Consider the following 23,397-nt stretch of genomic DNA (forward strand, 5'->3'; position numbering starts at 1 on the left):
CTGTTGCCGTAGCAACGAGCTGGCAGTAAGGTTATCCCGTGTAACTATGCAGATATTCGACGTAATTATTGTTGGTGGTGGGCCCTGTGGGCTGGCGGCTGGGATCGAAGCAGCCAAATCCGGGCTGAGCCATCTTATTCTGGAAATGGGTAGCCTAACGGAGTCGATTCGGCAGTATCCCCGCCGGATGCGTTTCTTCTCGACGGCCGAAAATATTGAAATCGGCGGACTACCGTTCGCTATTTCCGACGTAAAAGCGGGACGTAACGAAGCGCTCCAGTATTACCGTAAAGCGGCTGCTTATTACGATCTGAATTTCAAATTATTTCAGGAAGTCTGGGACGTCGTGAAGCACGATGATCTGTTTACGGTCACGACGAAAGTGGGCGATCAGTATCACGCCCGGAAGGTGATTATGGCAACGGGCTACTTCACCCGGCCCCGTTGGCTGAATGTGCCCGGCGAGACCTTGCCGCACGTAACGCACTATTACGACGAACCTTTCAAATATTCGTTCACGAATGTCGTGATTGTGGGCGCGTCGAACTCCGCCGTCGAAGCCGCACTGGAACTGTATCGGCATAACGTGAACGTAACGATCGTGCACCGGGGCGAAGATTTTCGCAGCACCGTTAAATACTGGCTGGTTCCCGACGTGAAAAACCGGGTGAAGGAAGGTCGGATTAAAACGGTGTTCGATTCGTGCGTAACCGAAATCGATGGGCAATTCGTAACGATTATGAATAAGAAAACGGGCGAAGAAAGCCAGCTTCCCGCTGATTTCGTGCTCGTGCTGACGGGCTATATCCCCGATGCTGATTTGTTACGTCGTTGTGGTATTGAGCTTAATCCAGAAACGCAGGTGCCGGTGTACGATAAGGAAACGTTCGAAACGAATGTGCCAGGATTATACGTCTGTGGGACGGTACTGGCCGGAATTTATACCGAAAAGGTTTTTATCGAAAATGGTCGCGAGCACGCCCAGTCTATCATCGACCACATCTTGGGCCGGGAGGTACATAAAGTGGCCGAGCTGATCCAGCGAATTTGATACAAGATTATTTAGATGCGAATCATGCTGGTCTTCTTTCAGCCCACGATCCCTTGCGACTCGCCCACGAAAGCCTAGCATGATTTCGTTATTTTTGTGCCGGTTTACGAAAAACCTGGTTAAGAAGAACTAGGTTACGAAAACCGATACACTATGAAACGAATCGCAGTATCAATAATCGCGCTGGTGGGGCTGATGGCCTGCGAAGGCGGCACCTTCCGGAAAAAAGATTGTCAGACCTGTGAAACGCTGACGTACAACGGCCAGGGGCAGCAGGTCAACCGCAACGAGATGCGGGTCTGTGGTGATGGGGAAGTCGCCGATTACATCAAAGCCAACACCATCAACACGAGTAGCCTCAGCGTCGTAACGACTTGTAAGAAGTAAGCGTCAGATCGTCAGATAAAGGCTAACGAATCAGTTCGAAGGACTGAATGGCTTTTTCCTGACCGTTCAGAATAATTGATAGTCTGTGCTGACCCGTATAAAAGGTTCGGGTAGTTATTGGTTTGAATCGATGGGTTCGGCTGATAGCTACCCGTTCGTTTGGCTGGTAGACCCGCTCACTAATCTTGAAGACTTTCCTTCCGAACAGCCCATTCTGTTTGCGGTAGTAGACCGCATATTCCAGCCGGACCAATTGCGGTAGCGGTTGGGCGTTATGGACCGTGAACGAAAAGACCAGGTTGTCACCGATCTGAACGGCGGGCGTTTGAATCGTAAAATCAGACAGGTGAAGGTTCTCGCCCGATAACCCGTACAGCGTCAGTATGTCCGGGTGACCCTGTTTCAGCAGCGTTCGGCAGCCGTGCTTGATGATCGCGTCGGTTTCTGGACTAACACCGCGCCAATCCTTGGCAATACGTAGAATCAACTCGGGGTGGTCTTTCGCAATGTCATTCAGATGGTTCGCTACGCTACGCCGAACCCACGGATGCGGGTCATTTTTTAAGTTCTCCAGGAGCTCTAATAGGGGTTGTGGATCTTGCTTGAGCATCGGTACCGCCATTGCCCAAGGCAAACGGGGGCGGCTTCCTTCGCTGGCTAACCGACGCACCCGGTAACTGTCGTGCCGTGACCAGGCTGTCATCTGGTCAAGCATCCGGTTGCCATACCGCAACAGAAACGGCCGTACGGCAAATTCACAGCTCACAAACTGCGTTAGGTATTCAAGAGCATTTATGGATTGATCGTAGTAGTCCAGCCCGTAGGTTTCAATATAGTCGGGCAGGAACATGAACTCCAACTGGTTATCCTGAAAGCCATCCGTCCGAAGCTGCGGAATGACAGTTGGTAGTAGAGCGACTGCTTGGGAGTAAGCAGTCGGTAAAAAGTGATGAAGTACGTTCGCTGTGTGCTTCATTCGTCCTTTCAGTTCTTTCAGCTCAAAATCATCCTGAAAAATAAGCGCTAGGAACGTCGACTTATTGAAGTCAGGAATGCTTTTTCCGAAGGAGTCGGCCAGGCGATTATAGAACTCAACGGAATACAGATCTTTGAGCAAGCTACTCATAAAAGGGGCGGGTTACTTGGATGCGCGAAGGTCGGACGTAACAGACATAAACACCAAACGAAAAGGCCCCGACTGAGTAGTCGGGGCCTTTTTGTTTATCGCTGAATCAGCTTAAGCACCAGGATAACCTGGGTTCTGCGTCTTCAGGTTCGGGTTGTTCAACAACTCCTGACGAGGGATCGGCAGCAACAGGTGTTTTTCCTGGAGTGGCCGGTTTGAACTGAGGTTCACGTGACCCACGAAATTGTCGAAACCATTGGTTTTCTCGTTGTACACCTTCCGTAGCCGCACCATGTCGTACCAGGTCAGTTGTTCGTAGCACAGCTCGTGCCAGCGCTCCCGCCATACGGCTTCCCGGAACGTAGCCTGCGTGAACGTACCCAGCGCTGGTGTTGTCAGCGTTGCCCGGTCACGGATACGTTTCATCGCGTCGTAAGCCGCCTGGTTTGGACCACCCACTTCGTTCTGCGCTTCAGCGTAGATCAACAGAGTTTCGGCAAAGCGAATCTGCGGTACGTTCAGGTTATTCTGACGAGTACCCGCTACACCCGACGTACCGTTGGCAGTCCGGTTGAAGTGCTTAAACACATATGGCGCGCCCAGCGAGAACGGTGCTCCGTTACCGTTGGTATAGTAGGTGGTATAGAAATAACCAGCCTGATCTTTAGCCCGCAGGTCACCCGCTTCGTAAGAAGCATAGAAAGCCGCCGTTGGTACCGAGCTCCCGGTTCCGCCGGGACCGTTGTAGGTTACCGGTTTGAAGTTCGGATAGAAGTTGTCCATCCGGTTAGCCTCCACAGCCGTGTTATACTGGACCATGTACAGATGCTCCACCCGGTTTTTAGTGCTCTCCCGGTGTACGTCTTCATAGGTCGAAAACAGGTTGATCACCGATGGATTGGCGTTCGCGTAGGTAATTACTTCCAGCGCTTTGTCAGCTGCTAGCTTGTAATACGTAGCGCCTTTGCTGAGTGGGAACCCGGCCATTGTCAGGTACACTTTAGACAACTGCGTTTTCACGGCTGCCATGTTAGCGCGACCGCTCACATCCATCCAGGCCAGACCTGCGCTTTCTGCTGCGGTCAGGTCATCAACAATCAGCTTATACACGTCTTCCTGCGAAGCGCGCGCTGGTAAGAAGTCAGCAGAAGCCGCCGACTGGGGCGTCGTGATCAGCGGGACATCGCCCCACAGCCGAACGGCCGTGAAGTAAGCCGTCGCTCTAAGGAATCGGGCTTCACCCAGAATTTTGGCCTTCTGAGCTGCATCCATTGGCGTGATTCCCGGCACCTTGTCGATCACCAAGTTGGCGTTCGCAATCAGTGTGTACAGACCGTTCCAGTAGTTTACGACGTGGGCCGTATTCCCATCGTGAACCAGACCATAAAGGTTATTCAGATCGGAGTTCTGCGCGGTTTCTGTAGTTGAGGTTCCGGTCAACGCTTCCAGCAACTGCCAGTTACTGGAGAAGATGCCTGCGTCACCGCCCATAAAACGGGTACCTGCGTAGGTAGCCGCTAAAGCCGCTTCAGCGTGGTCTGGAATCGTGTAGAACGTACTAGGGCTCAAGTTAGAAGGAGCCTGTTCCTTTAGAAAGTCCGAGCAGCCAACGGGACCGGTCAGGGCCAGCCCGCACAGAACCGCTTGGCTAATGTATTTAGTGAGTGTATGTCTCATACGATAAAGTCAGTAAACAAAATGCGTTGGTAAATTACAGACCGATCTGTAGGCCAACTAAGTACGTTGTTGGTTTTGGGTAGTTGTGCCAGATCATGCCCTGCGAGAAAGCACTGTTACCAGCGGCCTGGTTCGTTGGTGTTACTTCTGGATCGCCAACGATTGGATCTTCTAATAACAGGAAGAAGTTCTGCGCCGATGCGTAAACGCGTAGACGGTTCATTTTCAGCTTGTTGGTGACCTCAGCCGGGAAGGTGTAACCGAAGAGCAGGTTACGGCCCCGCAGGAACGAACCATTTTTGATCCAGTGGCTATCCACGTTAGTTACGTAACCAGCACGGGTGTCCCGAATCTCAGCGATAGGCGTGTTCTGGTTCGATGGCGTCCAAGCGCGCAGTACCGACGAGTAGCTGTTAGCCAGTGCCTGACGGTCTTCGCTAGCGTGCAAGTTCATCAGCATGACGTCATTGCCATACATGAACTGAAGTTCTAGAGTAGCGTCGAAGTTGCCGAAGCGCAGGTTGTTCGTCATAGCACCCCAACCTTTTGGGCTACCGTTACCAATGATGCTACGGTCAGCATCGGTGATAGCGCGGTCGCCGTTTACGTCCAGGTACTTGATATCACCCGGCAGAATCGTTAGACCATTCCGGTAGCTAGTGAACCGAGCGGCTTCTTCACGCTCAGATTCACTCCAGGTACCCAGACGAGTCAGACCATAGAACGAACCAACTGGCTCACCCACGCGGATAACGTTAGTTGGGTTTGTGAAGTTAGGACCACCTACGTTAAAGATATCCGAAGGCGTAGCCAGCGTCAATACTTTGTTGCGGTTCAACGAGATGTTGAAGGTAGTGTTCCAGCTAAACTTACCATTGTTAACGTTTACCGTGTTCAAACCGAACTCAAAGCCCTGGTTCTGCATCGAACCGACGTTACGACGAATGGTGCCATATCCACTGGTACGTGGTACGGGCGCATCAAGCAGCATGTCGGTCGTCAGACGGTAGTAGTAATCTGCTTCCAGCGAGATCCGGCCTTTGAACAAACCAATTTCGACGCCCACGTCGGTCTGTGCTGTTTTTTCCCAGCGCAGATCAGGGTTGGCCAAACGAGAGATCCCCGTTCCACCGGCCCGTGTATCGCCATAGACGGCTGCGTAGTTAGAGCTAAGCAACGAAAGAGATGCATAAGGAGGAATCTCAGAGTTACCTGTCAGTCCATAGCTGCTCCGAACTTTCAAATTCGAGATGATCGAATTGCCTTTCAGGAAGTCTTCTTCCGATACACGCCAGGCCAGAGCCGCCGAGGGGAAGAAAGCAAACTTATGGTTTTCACCAAACTTCGACGAACCATCGGCCCGACCTGTGAACGTCAACAGGTAACGGTCCCGGAAGCCATAGTTGATCCGGCCGAAATACGAGTTAAAGGCAAAGCGATCCGCATACGACGATACCGATGGGTTCGTAGCGCCGGCTCCCAGGTTGTTGAAGCCAAAGTAATCCGTCGCGAAACCGCTCACGCTGGCCCCGATACCAAACCGGGTGGTTTCCTGCCAGGAAATACCCAACAGTCCCGTGAACGAGTGGTCTGTTCCGAACTGCTTGTTATAGGTCAGGTAGTTTTCCAGCGACCAGAAATTTGTGCGGTTGTTGTTACCCGACGCGTTTCCGTTACCACCGATGTTCAGTGTGCGGGATTGCGACTGGTTGATTTCCTGCGTCTGTACGTTGGTACCTAATACCGACCGAAACTCCAGACCTTTGGCTAGGCTGATGTTGGCAAATAAGCTACCCAGAATGGTCTGGGTGTTTTGAATGTAACGGCGATCCAGCAGCCGGTGCACTGAGCTCATGGTACCTTCGGCGTATGGGTAATCCCGGTTTTCGGCTAAGATACCTGTATCCGGATACCGTACGGGCAGGAACGGGAAATCTTCCACGATTTGGCGGGCTACGGCGTCGTTGATATCCACCAGGTTTTCAGTCTGGTAGTTATAGTTCAGCGTTCCACCAATTTTCAGCCATTTCTTCACCTGATCGTCCAACGTAAACCGGCCCGAATACCGTTTCATGTACGAAGTCTTGATAAGACCCTGATCATCGCGGTAGTTCAGCGAAACCGAGTATTGCGTACGCTCGTTACCTCCGCTAAAACCGAGCTGATGGTTTTGCGACAGTTTGTTCTGCGACGACTCCTTGAACCAGTCGGTATCGTACAGCGGATTCAGATTGGCGTCAAAAACGCCTGGGTGAGCGGCACTGAACGAGCGCCGACGAGCGACTGGATCCAGATACGTCCATTTACCCGCGGCCCAGCCGACGGGATCGTACTTGGCCATATTTGCATAAGCCAGGTCTTCAGTCGCCAGATATTCTTTAGCGTTCAGTACTTTCGGTTTGTTAGGACCGATCGTGTTAACGCTAAACTGACCATCGTACGTAATACGGCTTTCTCCAGCTTTCCCTTTACGGGTGGTAACCAGAATAACCCCGTTAGCACCCCGCGCACCATAGATAGCGGTAGACGACGCATCTTTCAGGACCTCAACGTTGACAATATCGTTGGGGTTGATGTAGTCGATCGGGTTACTGAATTGGTCACCAGTACCTTGTGGGAGCATAACGCCATCCACTACGTAAAGCGGGTTGTTCGACGAGTTGATCGAGCTGAAACCACGGATACGAACCGTTGTCCGACCACCCGGGCGACCGGAGTTAGTATTTACCTGTACGCCAGGCAGACGACCTGATAGTTGCTGGTTGAGCGATGGAGCAGGACGTTCGAGGAGCTCGGCTTCTTTGATACCCGATACAGCACCTGTTAAGTCCGATTTACGAGCAGTACCGTAACCGATAACGACGATTTCGTCCAGCGTTTTATCGTCGGCCTTCAGCGTTACGTTAAGCGTTGCCTGCGAGCCAACGGCAATTTCCTGAGCATTGTACCCTACGAAGGAATATACGAGAGTAGCACCGGCATCAGGAACATCCAGTTTGTACGAACCATCGGCGGCCGTTACTGTACCCCGCTGCGTGCCTTTAACAACGATACTAACACCAGGTAATCCTTCATTTTTTTCGTCAACAACCCGGCCCGTAACCGTACGATCAACTTGAATCGTGTTAATAGTCAGGAATCGAGTGGCACGCTTACCCAGAACGTCCGGGTCATTCGATGGCATTGCCTGACTGGCTGTCAAACAGGCAATGGCTAATGCAATGGGCGAAACGGAGTGGCGTAGAAGCCTGCTTGCCCTACCTGATAACGGTAAAGGTTTTTCCATAAAGACTGAACTGCAGAAAGCAGTTGTTTTAGGTTTTTGGAACAAGCTCGGAGAGAGCTTATCTGGGTGAAAAGACTAGTTGCCGTAGAACTACTCATCGATTTATTAAATTTTTTTAACAAATATTTAAAGTCTGTTTTGGTTAAGATAGAATCAGACCAGAAGAGGTGACAAGTGGTAAGCTGACCATTCAGTAAACTTCCCCTGATTCTGTTTCGCATTCGTTCTCTTTTGACGAATAGCTCGTTGCGCGTTTTAGATTGATTTGTATATTTGAGACTTCTGGTTACCTGAGTTTAGCTGTAAATAGCTAAAAGTGAGCAGTTTGATGCTGCTTTTTTGGTAAGCCAGTCTTCACTTCATCTGAAGTTCAGCAACCTGTTCAAGCCCTTATTTATTCCGTCTAATCGGTTGTCAGTTAACTGATAGCTGCGCGTACGTATGAGAGTTTATCCGACCCAGCCCTTCCAGATTGTCTACTCCCTGCTCGAGCATGAGTTTCTGGGTTACCTGATTGAAGCGTTCGTGGTACAGCGTAATAGCCGGGGAGAGCTGACACTACAAAATCAGACGTTGTCGACGCAGAACGTAGGGGAATTTGCGCAGGGGTTGAGTGAGCGGGATTTTGACCTGGTTAAGCTGATTGACAGCATTCAGCAGGATACGATCGTCAAGAAATTCAATACGAAACGCCTGCCCGCCGTCGACTTCCTGCTGAAGGTATACGACCCGCAGAAAGGGGATAAGTTACTGCAGGACACTATCTGCGGCTACCTGGAAAATATGAAAGGGCAGATTATGAGTCTGATGGCAGGTCGCCCTTTTTACGTCATGGGTAACGACGGTAATCCTGCCTGGGCACCTATCGAGTGGATGCCACAGCCTGCTAAAGTGCATTTTCATGTTCACCGTCTGGCCGAGGCTACTCATTATTTTCCCATCATCCGCTATCCCAACAGCGCGGGGGGGACCGATCGGGTCAAATTTCAGTTTCGCGATGCGCTGATGATCTGCGACGAACCAGCGTATATGCTGGTTGATAACTGCCTGTATCATTTCAGCAAGAACGTGGATGGAAAAAAATTACGTCCGTTCTTCAATAAAAATCACATCGTAATTCCACGGGCACTGGAGCACCAGTATTACGAGCGTTTTGTCGCGCAACTCATTGCGTCGTACGATGTCTTTCCCGAAGGATTTGAGATACGGGGTGAAAATCTGCTACCCGTACCCATCATTACTGTTTCGGAACTGGCGACTGTAAATCGGACCGTAACAGCCACCGCCGGAATTGATCTTACTGAATACGAAACCGACACAGGTCAGAAAATCGTCTTTGATCTATCGTTTCAGTACGGTGACTTTACGTTCCGCTTCGACAGTTTCGGTCCGGCGGCTAACGTAAGTCTGGAAGCGAAGAATGGGGAATATATCTTTCACAAAATTCGTCGGGATCAGCGTTACGAACGGCAGCAACTGACATTCCTGCGGGAGAAAGGACTTGACTTAAAACATGGTCGGCTGGCCCTCCCGAAAACGGAAGCTTTTTCCTGGCTATCGGAGAATAGCTCGCTGGTGCAGGAAAACGGCTTTCTGTTACGTCAGCATGACGAAGATCCCAAGCGGTATTTTCTGGGATACTCCAGTATTGATCTGTCTATTGAAGAAGGGCGGGATTGGTTCGACATTTATGCAAACGTCCGGTTCGGTGAGTTCGAGATTCCTTTCCTGAAACTGCGTACGCTGATTCTGAACAAAAAACAGGAGTTTACCCTGCCCAATGGCGAGATCGCGGTTATTCCGGAAGCCTGGTTCACCAAATATTCCGAGCTGTTTGGCTTTCTGGAACTACGTAACGGTGACGGGCTGGATAGCTGGGACGGCGATCAGTTTGTTTTGCAGAAACAACACCTGGCGCTGGTGCAGGAACTGGAACGGGATAATCTGGCGACGACGGTAATGAGTCGGAAACTGGAGCGCCTGCGTGATTTTGAAGAGATTGAGAATTTTGCGTTGCCGACTCATTTTAATGGTACGTTGCGTCCTTACCAGCAGGCTGGCTACGACTGGATTAACTTCCTGCGTCAATATCGGTTTGGTGGGTGCCTAGCCGATGACATGGGGCTGGGTAAAACAGTTATGACGCTGGCGATGCTCCAGGGCCAGAAGGAAGCTGGAGCTACCGAGCCAAGCTTACTGGTGATGCCGACTTCGCTGCTCTACAACTGGGAGCTAGAAGCCCGTAAGTTTACCCCTGAGCTGCGCATTATGGTTTATACGGGTACGTATCGGGAGAAAAACACGGCCCAGTTTGACAACTACGATCTGATTCTGACTTCCTACGGTATCGTTCGCATCGACATTGATTTGTTGAGCCCATATCGATTCAATTACGTTATTCTGGATGAGTCGCAGGCGATCAAAAATCCATCGTCGCACATCACTAAAGCGGTGATGCAGCTCAATACGTCCAACCGACTTATTCTGACGGGAACACCTTTAGAAAATAGTACGATGGATCTTTGGTCGCAGATGTCGTTTATCAATCCGGGGCTGCTGGGAAGTCAGGCGTTTTTCCGAAATGAGTTTCAGATTCCAATAGAGAAAAAGCACGACGAAACGAAAACGGCCCGGCTGTACAACCTCATTAAGCCGTTCATGCTTCGGCGTAACAAATCGCAGGTTGCCACGGATCTGCCCGAAAAGGTAGAAAGCGTACTTTATTGCGAAATGACGCCCGATCAGGAGAAACAATACGAAGAAGCCAAGTCGTATTACCGCAACCTGATTCTGGAACGAATTGAGGAGGAGGGAATGGCCAAGTCGCAGATGGTCGTTTTACAGGGGTTGACTAAGCTACGGCAGATCGCTAATCACCCCCGTATGGTCGATGCGGATTACGAAGGCGATTCGGGTAAACTGGACGATATGCTGATGCGCCTTGAAACGGCTATGATCGAGAATCATAAAATTCTGGTCTTTAGTCAGTTTATCAAACACCTGAATGTTGTTCGGCAGTACCTGAAAGAGAAGAATATCAAATACGCTTACCTGGATGGCTCCACGACTGACCGTCAGCAGCAGGTGGACATGTTCCAAAAGGATGAGTCGGTAAAGCTATTCCTGATTTCGCTCAAGGCGGGTGGGCTAGGACACAACCTGACGGCGGCCGACTATGTCTTTATCCTGGACCCCTGGTGGAATCCGGCCATTGAAGCACAGGCGGTTGACCGCGCGCACCGCATTGGTCAACAGAAGACGGTCTTTACCTACAAATTCATTGCCAAGAATACGGTAGAAGAGAAAATTCTGTCGTTACAGCGGGCGAAACAGCAACTGGCCGGTAGCCTAATCACGACGGAAGAAAACTTTATGAAATCGCTCACGAAAGAGGATATTCTCGTGCTGCTCGAATAGTAAAGCAGGCAACAGGAAAGAGTTTTGGGAAGGTCAGCCGCAAAGTCAGTTATGCTTTTGACAATACGTATTCACTAAACACAAACGTCATGAATGTCAAAAGTATACTCGGAATAATCCTGACACTAGCAGGGCTGATTGGTCTGATCTACGGCGGAATCGATTTCACCAAAGGGGGCGTTTCTCAAGCCTCGTTCGTATACGTTATTATCGGCGGTATCTTCTTCTTCGCCGGTGTCGGCCTTATCCGCAGTACAAGGGCGTAAAAGAATTGGAGGAAGGGGAGGAGGGGGGGAAAGGAATCTGACACAGAATTATCTTCCTATGTTTTCCTTTCCTCCTTTCTCCCCTCCTCCCCTTCCTCCTTTATGTCAAATACACCCCCATCCGGTTTTCGTCGCTCAGGACCACATCGACGTGCTCAGTCAGGGTGGTACTGAGTTCATACCCTTTATAATCAGCGGCAACGGGGTAGCGCGGGTGATTGCGATCAATCAGCACCGCTACCTGGAGTTTATGCAGCGGAACGCTCAAAAAAGGCTGTAAGCTAAATGCCAATGTTCGGCCGGTGTAGAGTACGTCATCGACCACAATCACGACCTTATTCGTATATACGTAGTCGGTAGGCGTAATGGAGACAGCTGGCTGAGCAACCTGCGATTTGTTCAGGGTCAGCTCTACAATTTCTACGGAAAAAGGCGCAATCGAACGAACCTCTTCGGCGAGCGCCTGCGCCAGCACAAAGCCTTCACCAGCAATACCGGCCAGTATGATTGCCGATTCTTCAAAGTTGGTTTCGTAGATCTGAAAAGCGATGCGTCTAATTTTCTGACGGATCTGTTCAGCGTTGAGAATGAGTGTCGGAGCGGTACTAGTCATAGCACGAAATGAATACTGGCATCAAATATGGGAAAAACTTTGCCGCCAATAAAAAAGAACTGTTTGGCAGGCACTTGCTACGTTTAATAAATATACTGAACGGCCCAGTCTAGCTACTTTATGGTTTGGCATAGTTTTCGCCATTGTGTGGATAAATCTCCTCAAACTTAAACTTATATGAATTTTTTCACCGGATTACTGCTGACCGCCCTGCTATGGGCCAGGCCGGAAAGGCCTACGTTGCCTGTCTCAATGAACGAAGTTGTTCGTTCGTCCATGAGCCAGGGAGATGCCAATCTCTTATCAGATCATTTTGACGAATCAATTGAGCTAATCATCGATTCCGAACGGGTCAACTTCACGAAAGTGGAGGCCACGCACGCCGAAATGATCCTCCGTTCCTTTTTCCGGAAAAACCCGCCCCGCCACTTCCGGTTCGTTCATCGCGGCACATCCGACAACATGCAGTACAGCAGCGGCTCCTACGAAGCCAACGGCCAGACCTACGCTGTTTATGTACTCATGCACAAATCGGCGAACCAGCCGTACGTAATCGACGCAGTGCATTTCCGGCACGCCTAAGGCCGACAAATGCGGCTATTTCAGCAAGCTACCGTAGCGAAGTAGGTCGTAAATCGTAAATCAACTTATCTTTGTGCTTCATTTTGAAGTGACATGATTGTTAAGACGAAAAAATACGCCCTAGAACAAAAAACGTATATAAACATTGCGCTGCGGCAGTGGCTGAAAGAAAATTGGAAGTGGTTGTTTATACCACTGGGGCTGATTATTCTGAACATCGCTCTTTACGCAAGCGGTACCTTTGACCACTATTGGCCTGCTATTGTTATTTTCGTTCTTACTGTTCTGTACGTTCTTTTCTGGGCTGTTCAGATTACCGGGATCACGCAAATGGAGCAAAGCAAACCTTTGTTTCAGAAGTATGTGTACGAGATCGATAGCCGCCAGATTCTGATGCGTATCAACGCAAAAGAAGGGGGTATCCTGAAGTGGTCGCAGATTAGCGGTGCCGCCAAGGAGAAAGATGCGTACATTCTTTACCTGGATAACAGCGAGTCGATGAAAGGCATAAAAGCCAACTGGCTGGCAAGGACAGTAACCAAAGGGTTAGCTAAAGCGCAGTTTCTGTATTTGCCCTTTTCAATTTTTACCAGCGATAACGATCTACGTTTCACCGAAGCGCTCCTAAAGCGTAAGGGACTATTGGCTGGCGAAAACATCGCGGAGCCCGTGAAATAATGGAGACAAACTGTATGAATTCATACAGTCGATAGTTTAAGAATCCTGCCCCACTCTTGGAGCAGGATTCTTTTTTTTAGTAATTCCTGTTGATCGTAGCCTTTGATAAGCTGGACAGGATGTCGTCCGTAACCATTGGTTGTCAATAGAGCGTAAACTATGTCGTCAGCATCCATTAAAATAAACCCGCATCTGTTTTTCAGTGGAAACTGCCGGGAAGCCATGATGTTTTACCAGCGCGTTTTTGGTGGTGAGTTAACGCTGGTACCCTTTAGCGACAGCCCGGAAGGGGCGCATAAAGACCCCAAGGCTAATAGCGAAGAAGCAAAAGATAAAATCATGTACGCCAAGTTGAATGGCGATGTCGAGCTGTTAGCCAGCGATAATCCGCACCATACCGACGTAAAAAACACGGGTCAGTTCAGTCTATCACTCGAAGGGGTCGACGAAGCTAAACTAAGCGGATATTTTGACCAGCTGGCGGAAAACGGGCATGTTACGTCTCCTTTGCAGAAACAGTTCTGGGGAAATACATTTGGTATGGTAACCGATCAATATGGGATCAACTGGATGATCAACATCACTGCTGATCATCGGTAAAACAGTCTATCGATTGAATGCAAAAAGGGGCTCTTGCAAGAGCCCCTTTTTGTATGAGTATATTTTAAGCTTATTACTTAGCCTGATTCGTAAAGTCCACTACGGTCAGGTCAGCCAGCCAGGGACCAACGATAGTACCAAACTCTTTGTGGGCTGGGTGGGGGAGGTAATCGTCCCGATCTTTCTCGTTGTCGAAGGTCAGAATAAAGGCGTGTGTCAGGCCGTGGGCGTGAGTTTCGGGACTATTGTTAGTGCCCCACTGAAACCCTTTGATCTGTTTGATTTTAGATGGGAGCGCTTCAAAAGCCGTCAGGATTTCTTTCAGCTTTTCGGGTGTCGTTTCGGGCTTAAACTTGAACAGCACAATGTGTTGAACCTGGTTTGCTTTCATGGTTTTTTTTGGCGGATCAACCTCTGTCGCGGCAATGGATGTCATTGAGGTTGAAATGGTCAGAAATAAGGCAAAGAATGAAGCAATGAGTTTCATAAGGTTGTTTTGGTTTAGGGAATAAAGCTACTAAAAAAGGAATGCCACCGTTAGACGCGGTGGCATTCCTTTTTTACACAAGCGAAAACTAGGCTGCCAGTTTGGCTTTCAGGTTCTCGTCCAGGGCTTCTAAAAACTCTTCGGTGTACAGGTAGTGTTCACCAGCTACCAGTTTCGTGCCGGCTGGGAAAGCTGACAGAGCCAGATCTTTCGTCATTTTACCGCTTTCAACGGTCTCTACGCAAACCGCTTCGAGGGCGTTAGCGAAGTCGATCAGATCCTGATTGCCATCCAGTTTACCCCGGAAAGCCAGACCACGCGTCCAGGCGTAGATCGACGCGATTGGGTTCGTCGATGTTTTGTTACCTTTCTGATACTCGCGGTAGTGGCGTGTAACCGTACCGTGAGCAGCTTCGGCTTCCTGCGTTTTGCCGTCTGGCGTAACCAGTACCGACGTCATCAAACCCAGCGAACCAAAGCCCTGCGCTACGGTATCCGACTGAACGTCGCCATCGTAGTTTTTGCAGGCCCATACGAAGTTACCATTCCACTTCAGTGCCGATGCGACCATGTCATCGATCAGACGGTGTTCGTAGTGAACTTTGCCTGCGTACTCAGCATCGTAAATCTCCTGGAAGATATCTTTGAACCGACCGTCGTATTTTTTCAGGATCGTGTTCTTGGTCGACAGGTACAGCGGCCAGCCTTTGTCCAACGCTACGTTGAAGCAGGCCCGGGCGAACCCACGGATCGACTCGTCAACGTTGTACATGCCCATAGCAACACCGCCAGCTTTGAACTGATAGACGTCGAAATCCATCACCGTACCGTCCTCGCCTTCGAATTTCATCGTCAGTTTACCAGGTCCTGGTACGACGAAATCCGTAGCGCGGTACTGGTCCCCAAACGCGTGACGACCGATGATGATCGGCGCCGTCCAGTTCGTAACCAGACGGGGTACGTTGCTCATCACGATCGGCTCGCGGAACACGGTACCATCCAGAATATTGCGGATCGTGCCGTTCGGCGACTTCCACATTTGCTTCAGATTGAATTCTTTAACGCGGTCTTCATCGGGCGTGATGGTTGCACACTTGATACCAACCCCGTATTCCTTGATCGCGTTAGCCGCGTCGATGGTTACTTGGTCATTGGTTTCATCACGGTACTCGATGCCGAGGTCGTAATATTTAATATCAACATCAACGTAGGGCAGAATCAGCTTGTCCTTGATGAATTTCCAGATGATGCGGGTCATTTCGTCGCCATCCAGTTCCACCACCGGATTCGCTACTTTAATCTTTTCCATTGTACTTGGGTAAAGAGTGATTAAAAGGAGACAAGAACTTGGCCGCAAAAGTACGTAAAAAGGAGGAAAGACCTGTGCCGCAAGGTAGCCTGATCCAACTTACAGCCAGCCGACCAGAGAAATGGTAGCTCATGATTGTTGAGGCTGGTGTATTGGTAATGACTTAAATCAGTCACGAAACGGGTAAAAAGCCTTTATTTCCCTTTTTATAAGAGATGACTGTTCTCAATCCGAAAGGCGAGCCCCACATGCAACGTATCCGTGCGTTTACGATTACCCTCTTCACCTCAATAACGTTTCTACTGACTGTGAGTAGTCTGCTACTGGTAACAGCCAGTCGAGTACTGGCTCTGTCTACCCCCGTTAATCTGCGCTGTGAGTACCTGCCGAACCCGCTGGGGATTGATGCACGTCAGCCGCGATTTACCTGGCGGATAGATGATTCGCAACGGGGCGCTCGTCAAACGGCGTATCAGCTCTGGGTAAGTACCGACTCACTGGCGTTGGCCAGAGAGAATGCGGAACAGTGGGCGTCTGGTAAGATTATGTCAGATAAACAGCTCGTTACGTACGCCGGAAAAGCACTGCAACCGTTTACTAAATACTACTGGCGTGTAATGACCTGGGATAAGGAAGGTAAACCAGGCGCTGGACAGACGGCTAGTTTTGAGACAGGCATGATAGAATCAAAGAACTGGCAGGGAGCCTGGATCAGCGATACGCGGGATGTTAAACTAAAACCAGCACCCTATTTTCGGAAGGCGTTTGATACAAAAAAGAAAGTAAAAAGTGCCCGCGCTTACATCGCTGTGGCGGGTTTGTACGAACTGTCGATCAACGGGCAGAAAGTGGGTAACCACCGGCTGGATCCCATGTACACTCGATTCGACCGGCGGACGCTCTACGTTACCTACGATGTAACAAATCACCTGAAATCGGGTAAAAATGCGATTGGTGTGTTGCTGGGCAACGGCTGGTACAACCACCAGTCGACGGCGGTCTGGTATTTTCACGAAGCGCCGTGGCGCAACCGGCCGACGTTTTGTCTGGACCTGCGCATTACGTACGATGACGGCACTACGGAAACTATTACGTCGGGCAAAGACTGGAAAACAGCCTTGAGCCCGGTGGTATTCAACAGCATTTATACCGCTGAGCACTATGACGCCCGACTGGAGCAACCCGGCTGGAACACGGCTGATTTTGACGACTCCAAATGGAAAGAAGTCATGTACCGGTCGGCGCCGTCGGAGAACGTAGTGGCGCAGGCGATGCACCCCGTTCGAAACGTAGAAACCATTCCGGCGAAAACGATCAAAAAACTGGATGACACGACCTATGTGTTTGACTTGGGCCGCAACATTTCCGGGGTGAGCCAGCTTCGAGTAAAAGGCTCGGCGGGAATCGTTGTACGTTTGAAACATGCCGAACGCCTGAACAAGAACGGTGATGGCCACGTCGACCAATCCAACATTAACGAGCATTATCGACCTACTGATAACAGCGACCCCTTTCAGGTTGATTTGCTGACGTTGAGCGGGATGGATGACGTGTTCATGCCTCGTTTCAATTACAAAGGCTTTCAATACGTGGAGGTGACGAGTAATAAACCCGTTACGTTGACGACCGAGAGCCTGACAGGCTATTTTATGCATAGTGACGTACCGGCCATTGGACAAGTCAACTCGTCGAACCCAACCATCGACAAGATCTGGTGGGCCGCGAATAATTCGTACCTATCGAACCTGTTTGGCTACCCGACCGACTGCCCGCAGCGGGAGAAAAACGGGTGGACGGGCGATGCGCACATCGCCAGCGAAACAGGGCTATACAACTTCGATGGGATCACCATCTACGAAAAATGGCTGGCCGACCACCGCGACGAGCAGCAACCGAACGGTGTTCTGCCATCCATTATTCCGACCGATGGCTGGGGCTACGAATGGGGTAACGGGCCCGATTGGACCAGCACCATTGCCATCATTCCCTGGAACATTTACCTGTTCTACGGCGATACGAAACTGCTGGCCGATTGTTACGACAACATCAAACGTTACGTTGATCACATCAACGAGCAATATCCTACTGGCCTGACGACCTGGGGCCTGGGTGACTGGGTACCCGTGAAATCGAAGTCGCCGGTGGAGCTGACATCGACCGCGCACTATTTTGCCGACGTAACCATCCTGGCAAAAGCAGCTAAGGTGCTGGGCAAGCAAACGGACTATACGTACTACACGATGCTGGCCGAAAAAATAAAGAAAGCGTTTAACGATAAATACCTGAACCGGCAAACGGCGCTGTATAGCACTGGCCTACAAACAGAATTGAGCGTGCCGCTGTACTGGGGCCTTGTCCCCGACGATCTGAAACGTAACGTAGCGGCTAACCTGGCCAAGCGCGTTGCCGCCGACAAGAACCACCTCGATGTAGGACTGCTCGGTACCAAAGCCATTCTGGGCGCGCTTAGCGACAATGGCCAGACCGACGTAGCCTATACACTGGCGGCTCAGGAAACGTACCCGTCCTGGGGCTGGTGGATCGCCAATGGCGCGACGACGCTGTACGAAAACTGGGATATCGACGCGAAACACGATATTTCAATGAACCATATTATGTTCGGTGCGGTGGGCGGATGGTTGTATCAAGGATTAGGTGGAATCAAGCCCGATCCGCAGCAGCCAGGTTTCAAGAATGTCGTGCTGGAGCCCAATTTTGTGAAGGGGCTTGATCAGTTTTCGGCTTCGCACGACGGACCCTACGGGACGATTCGTTCAGGCTGGAAACGGAGCGGAACCAGCATTGCGTACAACGTAACGATTCCGCCTAACTCGACGGCCACGCTGATGCTGGCAAATGGTCAAAAAGCGCACGAAAACGGTAAGGCGTTACCGGCTCAGCAGAATAAGTATGTTTTACAGGCTGGTACGTATCAGTTGGAGATACGATAAACAATATTTTTTTTTCAACACAGAGGCACAAAGGCTTTGTGAGGGTAGTTTTGCCCATATACGACTCTGTGCTCTTTGTGCCTCTGTGTTGAAAATCATTTTCATAACGTAACTGAATTACACATGAAAAAGCAACTCAACGTCGGCATCGTCGGCTACAAGTTCATGGGCAAAGCGCACAGCAACGCCTGGAAAAAAGCCCCGCTCTTTTTCGACGTACCCAGTCAACCGGTGCTGAAGGTAGCTTGCGGACGTAATCAAGCGTCGTTGGATGAATTTGCTCAGAATTGGGGCTGGGAAGAAACTGAAACCGACTGGCAGAAGCTGGTTTCTCGGCCTGATATCGACATCGTTGACATTGCCCTGCCGCAGCAGTTGCACTACGACGTCGCCATGGCGGCCGCTAAAGCGGGTAAGCATATCTTTTGCGAGAAACCACTTGCCATGAACAGCGAGCAGGCGGCTGAAATGCTGAATGTGTGCCAGGAGAACAACGTCGTTCATTACCTCAATCACAATTATCGGCGATTACCCGCCGTGCAACTGGCAAAAAAACTGATCGGCGAGGGGAAGGTCGGCCGAATTTTTCACTGGCGCTGTGCCTACCAGCAGGACTGGATTGTGGATCCCAATTTTCCGCTGACGTGGCAGTTACGTAAGGAAACCGCCCAGGCTGGGCCGCAGTGGGATTTGAATTCGCATGCCGTCGATCTGGCTCATTTCCTGGTTGGTGATATTGCTACGGTATCGGCCCTGACGACCAACTTCATCACCGAGCGCCCCATTGCCGACGAGTCGACATCGGGAAACCTGAGCGCGCAGACCAAAGGCGAGGAGAAAGGCCCCGTTACGGTAGAGGATGCCGCGCTGATGCTAGTTGAGTTTGTGAGTGGTGCCGTGGGGTCGTTTGAAGCGACCCGCTTTGCTACTGGTCGGAAAAATGGGCTGACATTCGAGATTTACGGTAGCGAGGGCAGCCTCAAGTTTGATCTGGAACGCATGAATGAGTTGCAGTATTTCTCCCGAAACGATCCCGAAGGCGCGCAGGGGTTCCGGACAATCCTGGCGACTGATCCAACGCATGCCTACATGCAGCACTGGTGGCCAGCGGGGCACATCATTGGCTACGAACATACATTTGTTCACGCCGTTGTCGACTTCCTGAATGCTATTGATAGGGGAACCGTCATCGAACCCAACTTTGCCGATGGTCTGAAAACTATTCGGGTGCTGGAAGCCGGTCTACGGTCGGCGGAAAATGGACAGCGAGTTACTGTTGACTAAGCGCAAACAAGTTCTCCTTAAAAACAGCAAGCCCTGCCAACGTTTCAAACGTTGGCAGGGCTTGCTGTTTGTGGTCTATTACTTGTCGTCTTTGAGCGTGGCCAGGAAGCTCACGACGTCCCGGATTTCCCGTTTGGTAAGCAGGTACTTCATTTCCGGCATGCTTGATGGAGCGGTTTCCCGCTTGGCGATCTGAGCTTTTGGAATGACGGCATCAGGCTTATCGCCAACTTTTACCGTAACGCCCGTAGCGGTCTCGCCCTGTAGAATTCCGCTGACCGTCTTGCCATTTTTGAGTTTCAGCGTAACGGTGCCAAAACCCGGAGCCAGACGCGCGCTGGGATTGATCAGCGCTTCCAGCAACTGCTCGCGCGTGAGTCGACTCGCAACACCGTTTAGCCGTGGCCCTGCATTACCACCCAGGTCGTCATAGGCATGGCAGCGAATGCATTGCGCGTTCTGATGACGGAAGAAAATACGTCGACCTAGATCAGGTTCGCCACCCAACAAGCTGCCTTTGTATGTAGCGGCCAGCGCGTCCGGCGACAGCTTCGCCATCTGCGCTTTATAGCGGGTAATCAGCGGTGCTGAATGCGTACTGTCGATGGCTTCTTCCAGTTCTAGCTGTAGCTCAGATGGCATCGTTCCAGCCGCCATTTTTGTCAGCAGTTGATCGAACAGTTTTTGCGAGCTGGCAATCGGTAACCGGCCAAGCGTAAGTAGAGCGGCCTGTTTCTCTTCGGTTGTACGCGTGTCGATCACCTCCGTCAGCAGCGTCACCATGCGGTCTTTGGCCATGTCGGATTTCGCCAGCATATCTAACCCGGCGACCCGAACATTCTTTTCTTTATCGGCCAGCGCCTGTTCGACGGCTTTGTTCAGTTGCTTATCATTCAACGCAGCTAATGTCTGTAACGCTGCGATGCGAGCCACTGATTCCTTGTCCGACGTAACCAGACGAAACACGGACTCACCGGCGTCGGTGAGATTCAGCTTGGCGATCGCTTTCAGGGCGCTCAGGCGCAACGGTAACGCCGGATTCGTCAGCATTGTGACGTACGTTTCAGCCGTTTTGGTTTTGACCATAGCGGGATCACGGTCAACCTTACCGCGGTAGCGCCCATCTACCCGGTCGAGTAGCGACGGGCTGGCCCACGTGCTCAAGGCATCCAGTGCTTCCGCCCGCATGGCAACGGGAGCGCCGTCTTTGTCCGCGTAGATGATCAGGGTCTGCATGGCTTCGGGGGTACCCACGCGCAGATTGGCGTTGATGGCGCGACGAACCAGGGCTTCGTTGGTAAAGCTGGTCGTTTGCAAAACCTTGCCCAGTGCTGGCAGGGCATCCGGAATTGACAGATCGTCGTTGATGCCCCGAGCGGCTTCCGTAACGACAAATTCGTCTTTATCAGCCAGGAAGGCGGCAATACCCGGATCGCTCATGCGACGTAACGCCACGACGGCACCGATACGTACCGCCCGTGACGGATGACTAGCCAGAGCCGTAACGGGTGCAGCTTTACCAATCCGGGCCAGAGCCAAACTGGCCGCATGACGGATGTAGGCGTCCTCGTCGTTGTTGGCTTCCAGCAAGCTGATGAGCGGTTGAACGGCAGCTTCGTAGCCGATACGTCCCAGGGCCTCGGCGGCAAAGAAACGAGTGCGGCTGTTCGAATCTTTCAGTAACGGAATTAGCGCTGCACCAGCTTCTTTGTATCGGACGTCACCAAGCCATTTGGCCGCCTGTGCCCGAATTTCGGGATCTTTGTCCGTCAGTAGTGGCATCAACAACTGGCCGTACTGCTTGTCCTGCCGGGTCAGTTGGCTGAGGCCCCAGATGCCGTGGACACGGGCTAGCTGGTTATCTGTCTGTTTCGTGGCAGCCGCCAAGACCGGAGCCCCTTTAGCGCCCCGGTTAACCAGTTCGAACTGTGCTTTCTGCCGAACGCGCATATCCGGGTTTTTTAGTAGTTCGCCCAGAGCAGCGTCCGAACGGCCGACAAATTTCTCCGCCAGCAGGGCTTTGGTAAGTTTACGTTCAGCCGAGGCTGCACCAGCTTTGTCGTCCAGTTTCCAGATACGACCGTAGTCTTTCGTATCCCAGCCATTGATCCAGTCGGCTACGTACAGGGCGCCATCCGGGCCAAAGTCGATTCCGGTAGCCAATATGTTTCCCAAGACCTTTTTCTGCTCCCCTAGTTCAAACGAAGCGCCTTTTGGCTTCAGCTTGAACGAGTGAATACCCGAGCGGGCAGGCCCACCCACGAATTCAGCAATGAAAAACGAGTTTTTGTACGCCGGACTTAGCGCCGTGCCAGGATTGTAACGCATACCCGCCGGACCACTCACAAAGTTGGCAATGGTAGGCGTAATGTAAGCTGCCTGGCCTTCGAAGCGGGGCAGGTACATCCGTTCGTCCATCCAGACTTTATACGTATTGTTTTTGGGGTCCCGGTATTTACCGTACTGCCAGTTGCTACGCCAGCCCGTATCGGACCCATTGACGATGTAAACCAGTCGCTCTTTCTCGCCCGGATGATCGCCGTCGTTGTCCTCGCTGATCAGGTTGCCGTACTCATCAAAAACAAACTCGTGCGTGTTCCGAACCCCATGCGCAAATACTTCAAAATCGCTGCCGTCGGGGTTTGATCGAACGATGACGCCACTGTTTGGATGCGACCAGGTTTTTCCGTCGGGACCTTTGCCGTTGAAGCCAATGTCGCCGATCTGCCAGTAAATTCGACCATCGGGGCCCATCTCGACGCCCGACATACCGTGGCCACCAAAGCCAATGTGAATGCCATAGCCGTGTGAGATCGACGTTTTTGTTTCGGCAATACCGTCACCGTCCTTATCTCGCATGCGCCAGAGGTCGGGACCAACCGCTACGTAAAGGTCGTCGCCGTGTTTCATTACGCCACCCGCTACGTCCGTCACTTCGTCGTTAAAATCATCAACAACAAGTTGCGATAAGTCAGCGACGCCATCACCGGACGTATCTTCGATGCGGTACACATTTTCTTTCTCGACGGTCATATCCCGCCAGTCGTGGGAGCCATCGCCGTTGAGGTCTTTCAGCCACTCATTCTTAGCGCTGTTTTCAGGGGCGAGTACCCGGCGCAGAAAGGCGCGTTTATCCTCAATACTCTGTAGCTGGTTTGAGGCAATTTCCCAATCCTGGTGCCCACGAATATCGAACTCGGAGTTTTTCTGCCGGTTCGTGCGCGTATAATACAGGCTCCCGTTATCGTCAATGTCAATGGCGATTGGGTCAGCCACCAGCGAATCAACACCCCATAACTTCAGAGTCAGCCCCTCCGCCAGTTCGGGAGTGACGGTAGCCTCGATGGCTTTGGCTAGCTGCGCGGCTTTTTCGGGCACCATACGCTTAATACGCCGGTCGATCGGGTCTTTGGCGGATTGGTAACCAACCAGACAAAAGGCGGGAACCAGCGTACTCAGCCAGATTAGTTTCTTAGTCTTTTGCATTCGGATCAGGAATTGTTGGATATGCTTCAATCAATCAAGGAAGACAGCCGTGCATTGCTGGGTAGCAGTATAATGGACGGGCTGTTTACTTTGTCAACCGTGTTTAGCAGCGGGTCTCGCTCGCACAAGAGAAGAAGCGTTAAGCCGCTGATATTTACCGTCCTGTTTCTGGAAAAGTGGCTTTTTTTGATTCTCAT

Annotated in this window: 16 protein-coding genes; 9 read left to right on the plus strand and 7 right to left on the minus strand. The window is 51.2% G+C overall.

Annotation, left to right across the window (positions count from 1 at the left end):
- Positions 1-46 precede the first annotated feature (46 nt).
- The gene (locus ACYVAD_RS22945) at positions 47-1,051 is read left to right on the plus strand and encodes a YpdA family putative bacillithiol disulfide reductase (RefSeq protein WP_461141878.1); all 1,005 of its coding nucleotides are present in this window, start codon (positions 47-49) and stop codon (positions 1,049-1,051) included.
- Positions 1,052-1,204: 153 nt separating this feature from the next.
- Complete coding sequence (locus ACYVAD_RS22950; RefSeq protein WP_461141879.1) at positions 1,205-1,438, plus strand: hypothetical protein; 234 nt, start codon at positions 1,205-1,207, stop codon at positions 1,436-1,438.
- Between the two features lie 22 nt (positions 1,439-1,460).
- On the opposite strand, the gene ACYVAD_RS22955 is transcribed toward ACYVAD_RS22950, so the two are convergent.
- The 3 genes from ACYVAD_RS22955 to ACYVAD_RS22965 all read right to left on the minus strand — a co-directional run bounded on the left by ACYVAD_RS22955 (position 1,461) and on the right by ACYVAD_RS22965 (position 7,527).
- Entirely contained in the window at positions 1,461-2,564 is a 1,104-nt protein-coding gene (locus ACYVAD_RS22955; protein WP_461141880.1) for a DNA alkylation repair protein, read from the minus strand.
- A gap of 111 nt (positions 2,565-2,675) precedes the next feature.
- The gene (locus ACYVAD_RS22960) at positions 2,676-4,241 is read right to left on the minus strand and encodes a RagB/SusD family nutrient uptake outer membrane protein (protein WP_461141881.1); all 1,566 of its coding nucleotides are present in this window, start codon (positions 4,239-4,241) and stop codon (positions 2,676-2,678) included.
- 34 nt (positions 4,242-4,275) lie between these two features.
- Entirely contained in the window at positions 4,276-7,527 is a 3,252-nt protein-coding gene (locus tag ACYVAD_RS22965) for a SusC/RagA family TonB-linked outer membrane protein (RefSeq protein ID WP_461141882.1), read from the minus strand.
- 441 nt (positions 7,528-7,968) lie between these two features.
- On the opposite strand from ACYVAD_RS22965, the gene ACYVAD_RS22970 reads away from it, so the two are divergent.
- Positions 7,969-10,944 carry a DEAD/DEAH box helicase gene (locus tag ACYVAD_RS22970; protein ID WP_461141883.1) on the plus strand — a complete coding sequence of 992 codons (2,976 nt, stop codon included), beginning with the start codon at positions 7,969-7,971 and terminating at the stop codon, positions 10,942-10,944.
- Positions 10,945-11,033: 89 nt separating this feature from the next.
- Positions 11,034-11,210: a hypothetical protein gene (locus ACYVAD_RS22975; RefSeq protein WP_461141884.1), complete on the plus strand. Its 177-nt coding sequence runs from the start codon at positions 11,034-11,036 to the stop codon at positions 11,208-11,210.
- 100 nt (positions 11,211-11,310) lie between these two features.
- On the opposite strand, the gene ACYVAD_RS22980 is transcribed toward ACYVAD_RS22975, so the two are convergent.
- A complete protein-coding gene (locus tag ACYVAD_RS22980) occupies positions 11,311-11,823 on the minus strand; it encodes a phosphoribosyltransferase family protein (RefSeq protein ID WP_461141885.1) in 513 nt (170 codons plus the stop codon).
- 177 nt (positions 11,824-12,000) lie between these two features.
- Here ACYVAD_RS22980 and ACYVAD_RS22985 point away from each other — a divergent pair, with 177 nt between their 5' ends.
- The 3 genes from ACYVAD_RS22985 to ACYVAD_RS22995 all read left to right on the plus strand — a co-directional run bounded on the left by ACYVAD_RS22985 (position 12,001) and on the right by ACYVAD_RS22995 (position 13,683).
- Positions 12,001-12,405, plus strand: coding sequence for a DUF4783 domain-containing protein (locus tag ACYVAD_RS22985; protein WP_461141886.1), 405 nt, complete (start codon positions 12,001-12,003; stop codon positions 12,403-12,405).
- A gap of 93 nt (positions 12,406-12,498) precedes the next feature.
- Complete coding sequence (locus ACYVAD_RS22990) at positions 12,499-13,083, plus strand: YcxB family protein (RefSeq protein ID WP_461141887.1); 585 nt, start codon at positions 12,499-12,501, stop codon at positions 13,081-13,083.
- A 159-nt stretch (positions 13,084-13,242) separates the two neighbouring features.
- Entirely contained in the window at positions 13,243-13,683 is a 441-nt protein-coding gene (locus tag ACYVAD_RS22995; protein WP_461141888.1) for a VOC family protein, read from the plus strand.
- Positions 13,684-13,756: 73 nt separating this feature from the next.
- Here ACYVAD_RS22995 and ACYVAD_RS23000 read toward each other — a convergent pair whose 3' ends face one another.
- Both ACYVAD_RS23000 and ACYVAD_RS23005 read right to left on the minus strand, forming a co-directional pair.
- Positions 13,757-14,119, minus strand: a complete 363-nt coding sequence (locus ACYVAD_RS23000) for a Dabb family protein (protein WP_461141966.1) — start codon at positions 14,117-14,119, stop codon at positions 13,757-13,759.
- Positions 14,120-14,258: 139 nt separating this feature from the next.
- On the minus strand, positions 14,259-15,479 hold the full coding sequence (locus ACYVAD_RS23005; protein WP_461141889.1) for an NADP-dependent isocitrate dehydrogenase: 1,221 nt from the start codon (positions 15,477-15,479) through the stop codon (positions 14,259-14,261).
- A gap of 248 nt (positions 15,480-15,727) precedes the next feature.
- On the opposite strand from ACYVAD_RS23005, the gene ACYVAD_RS23010 reads away from it, so the two are divergent.
- On the plus strand, positions 15,728-18,430 hold the full coding sequence (locus ACYVAD_RS23010; RefSeq protein WP_461141890.1) for an alpha-L-rhamnosidase: 2,703 nt from the start codon (positions 15,728-15,730) through the stop codon (positions 18,428-18,430).
- A 123-nt stretch (positions 18,431-18,553) separates the two neighbouring features.
- A complete protein-coding gene (locus ACYVAD_RS23015) occupies positions 18,554-19,714 on the plus strand; it encodes a Gfo/Idh/MocA family protein (protein ID WP_461141891.1) in 1,161 nt (386 codons plus the stop codon).
- Positions 19,715-19,792: 78 nt separating this feature from the next.
- Here ACYVAD_RS23015 and ACYVAD_RS23020 read toward each other — a convergent pair whose 3' ends face one another.
- Positions 19,793-23,200, minus strand: coding sequence for a HEAT repeat domain-containing protein (locus ACYVAD_RS23020; protein WP_461141892.1), 3,408 nt, complete (start codon positions 23,198-23,200; stop codon positions 19,793-19,795).
- Between the last annotated feature and the right edge of the window lie 197 nt (positions 23,201-23,397).

Source organism: Spirosoma pomorum (assembly GCF_054776615.1).

Excerpts from the sequence above, each read along its gene's own strand:
- ACYVAD_RS22965 (WP_461141882.1), bottom strand. The coding sequence starts at position 7,527 with ATGGAAAAACCTTTACCGTTATCAGGTAGGGCAAGCAGGCTTCTACGC.
- ACYVAD_RS22960 (WP_461141881.1), bottom strand. The coding sequence starts at position 4,241 with ATGAGACATACACTCACTAAATACATTAGCCAAGCGGTTCTGTGCGGG.
- ACYVAD_RS22975 (WP_461141884.1), top strand. The coding sequence starts at position 11,034 with ATGAATGTCAAAAGTATACTCGGAATAATCCTGACACTAGCAGGGCTG.
- ACYVAD_RS22990 (WP_461141887.1), top strand. The coding sequence starts at position 12,499 with ATGATTGTTAAGACGAAAAAATACGCCCTAGAACAAAAAACGTATATA.
- ACYVAD_RS22950 (WP_461141879.1), top strand. The coding sequence starts at position 1,205 with ATGAAACGAATCGCAGTATCAATAATCGCGCTGGTGGGGCTGATGGCC.
- ACYVAD_RS22945 (WP_461141878.1), top strand. The coding sequence starts at position 47 with ATGCAGATATTCGACGTAATTATTGTTGGTGGTGGGCCCTGTGGGCTG.
- ACYVAD_RS22980 (WP_461141885.1), bottom strand. The coding sequence starts at position 11,823 with ATGACTAGTACCGCTCCGACACTCATTCTCAACGCTGAACAGATCCGT.
- ACYVAD_RS23020 (WP_461141892.1), bottom strand. The coding sequence starts at position 23,200 with ATGCAAAAGACTAAGAAACTAATCTGGCTGAGTACGCTGGTTCCCGCC.
- ACYVAD_RS23015 (WP_461141891.1), top strand. The coding sequence starts at position 18,554 with ATGAAAAAGCAACTCAACGTCGGCATCGTCGGCTACAAGTTCATGGGC.
- ACYVAD_RS23000 (WP_461141966.1), bottom strand. The coding sequence starts at position 14,119 with ATGACATCCATTGCCGCGACAGAGGTTGATCCGCCAAAAAAAACCATG.
- ACYVAD_RS22970 (WP_461141883.1), top strand. The coding sequence starts at position 7,969 with ATGAGAGTTTATCCGACCCAGCCCTTCCAGATTGTCTACTCCCTGCTC.
- ACYVAD_RS23010 (WP_461141890.1), top strand. The coding sequence starts at position 15,728 with ATGCAACGTATCCGTGCGTTTACGATTACCCTCTTCACCTCAATAACG.
- ACYVAD_RS22985 (WP_461141886.1), top strand. The coding sequence starts at position 12,001 with ATGAATTTTTTCACCGGATTACTGCTGACCGCCCTGCTATGGGCCAGG.
- ACYVAD_RS22955 (WP_461141880.1), bottom strand. The coding sequence starts at position 2,564 with ATGAGTAGCTTGCTCAAAGATCTGTATTCCGTTGAGTTCTATAATCGC.
- ACYVAD_RS23005 (WP_461141889.1), bottom strand. The coding sequence starts at position 15,479 with ATGGAAAAGATTAAAGTAGCGAATCCGGTGGTGGAACTGGATGGCGAC.
- ACYVAD_RS22995 (WP_461141888.1), top strand. The coding sequence starts at position 13,243 with ATGTCGTCAGCATCCATTAAAATAAACCCGCATCTGTTTTTCAGTGGA.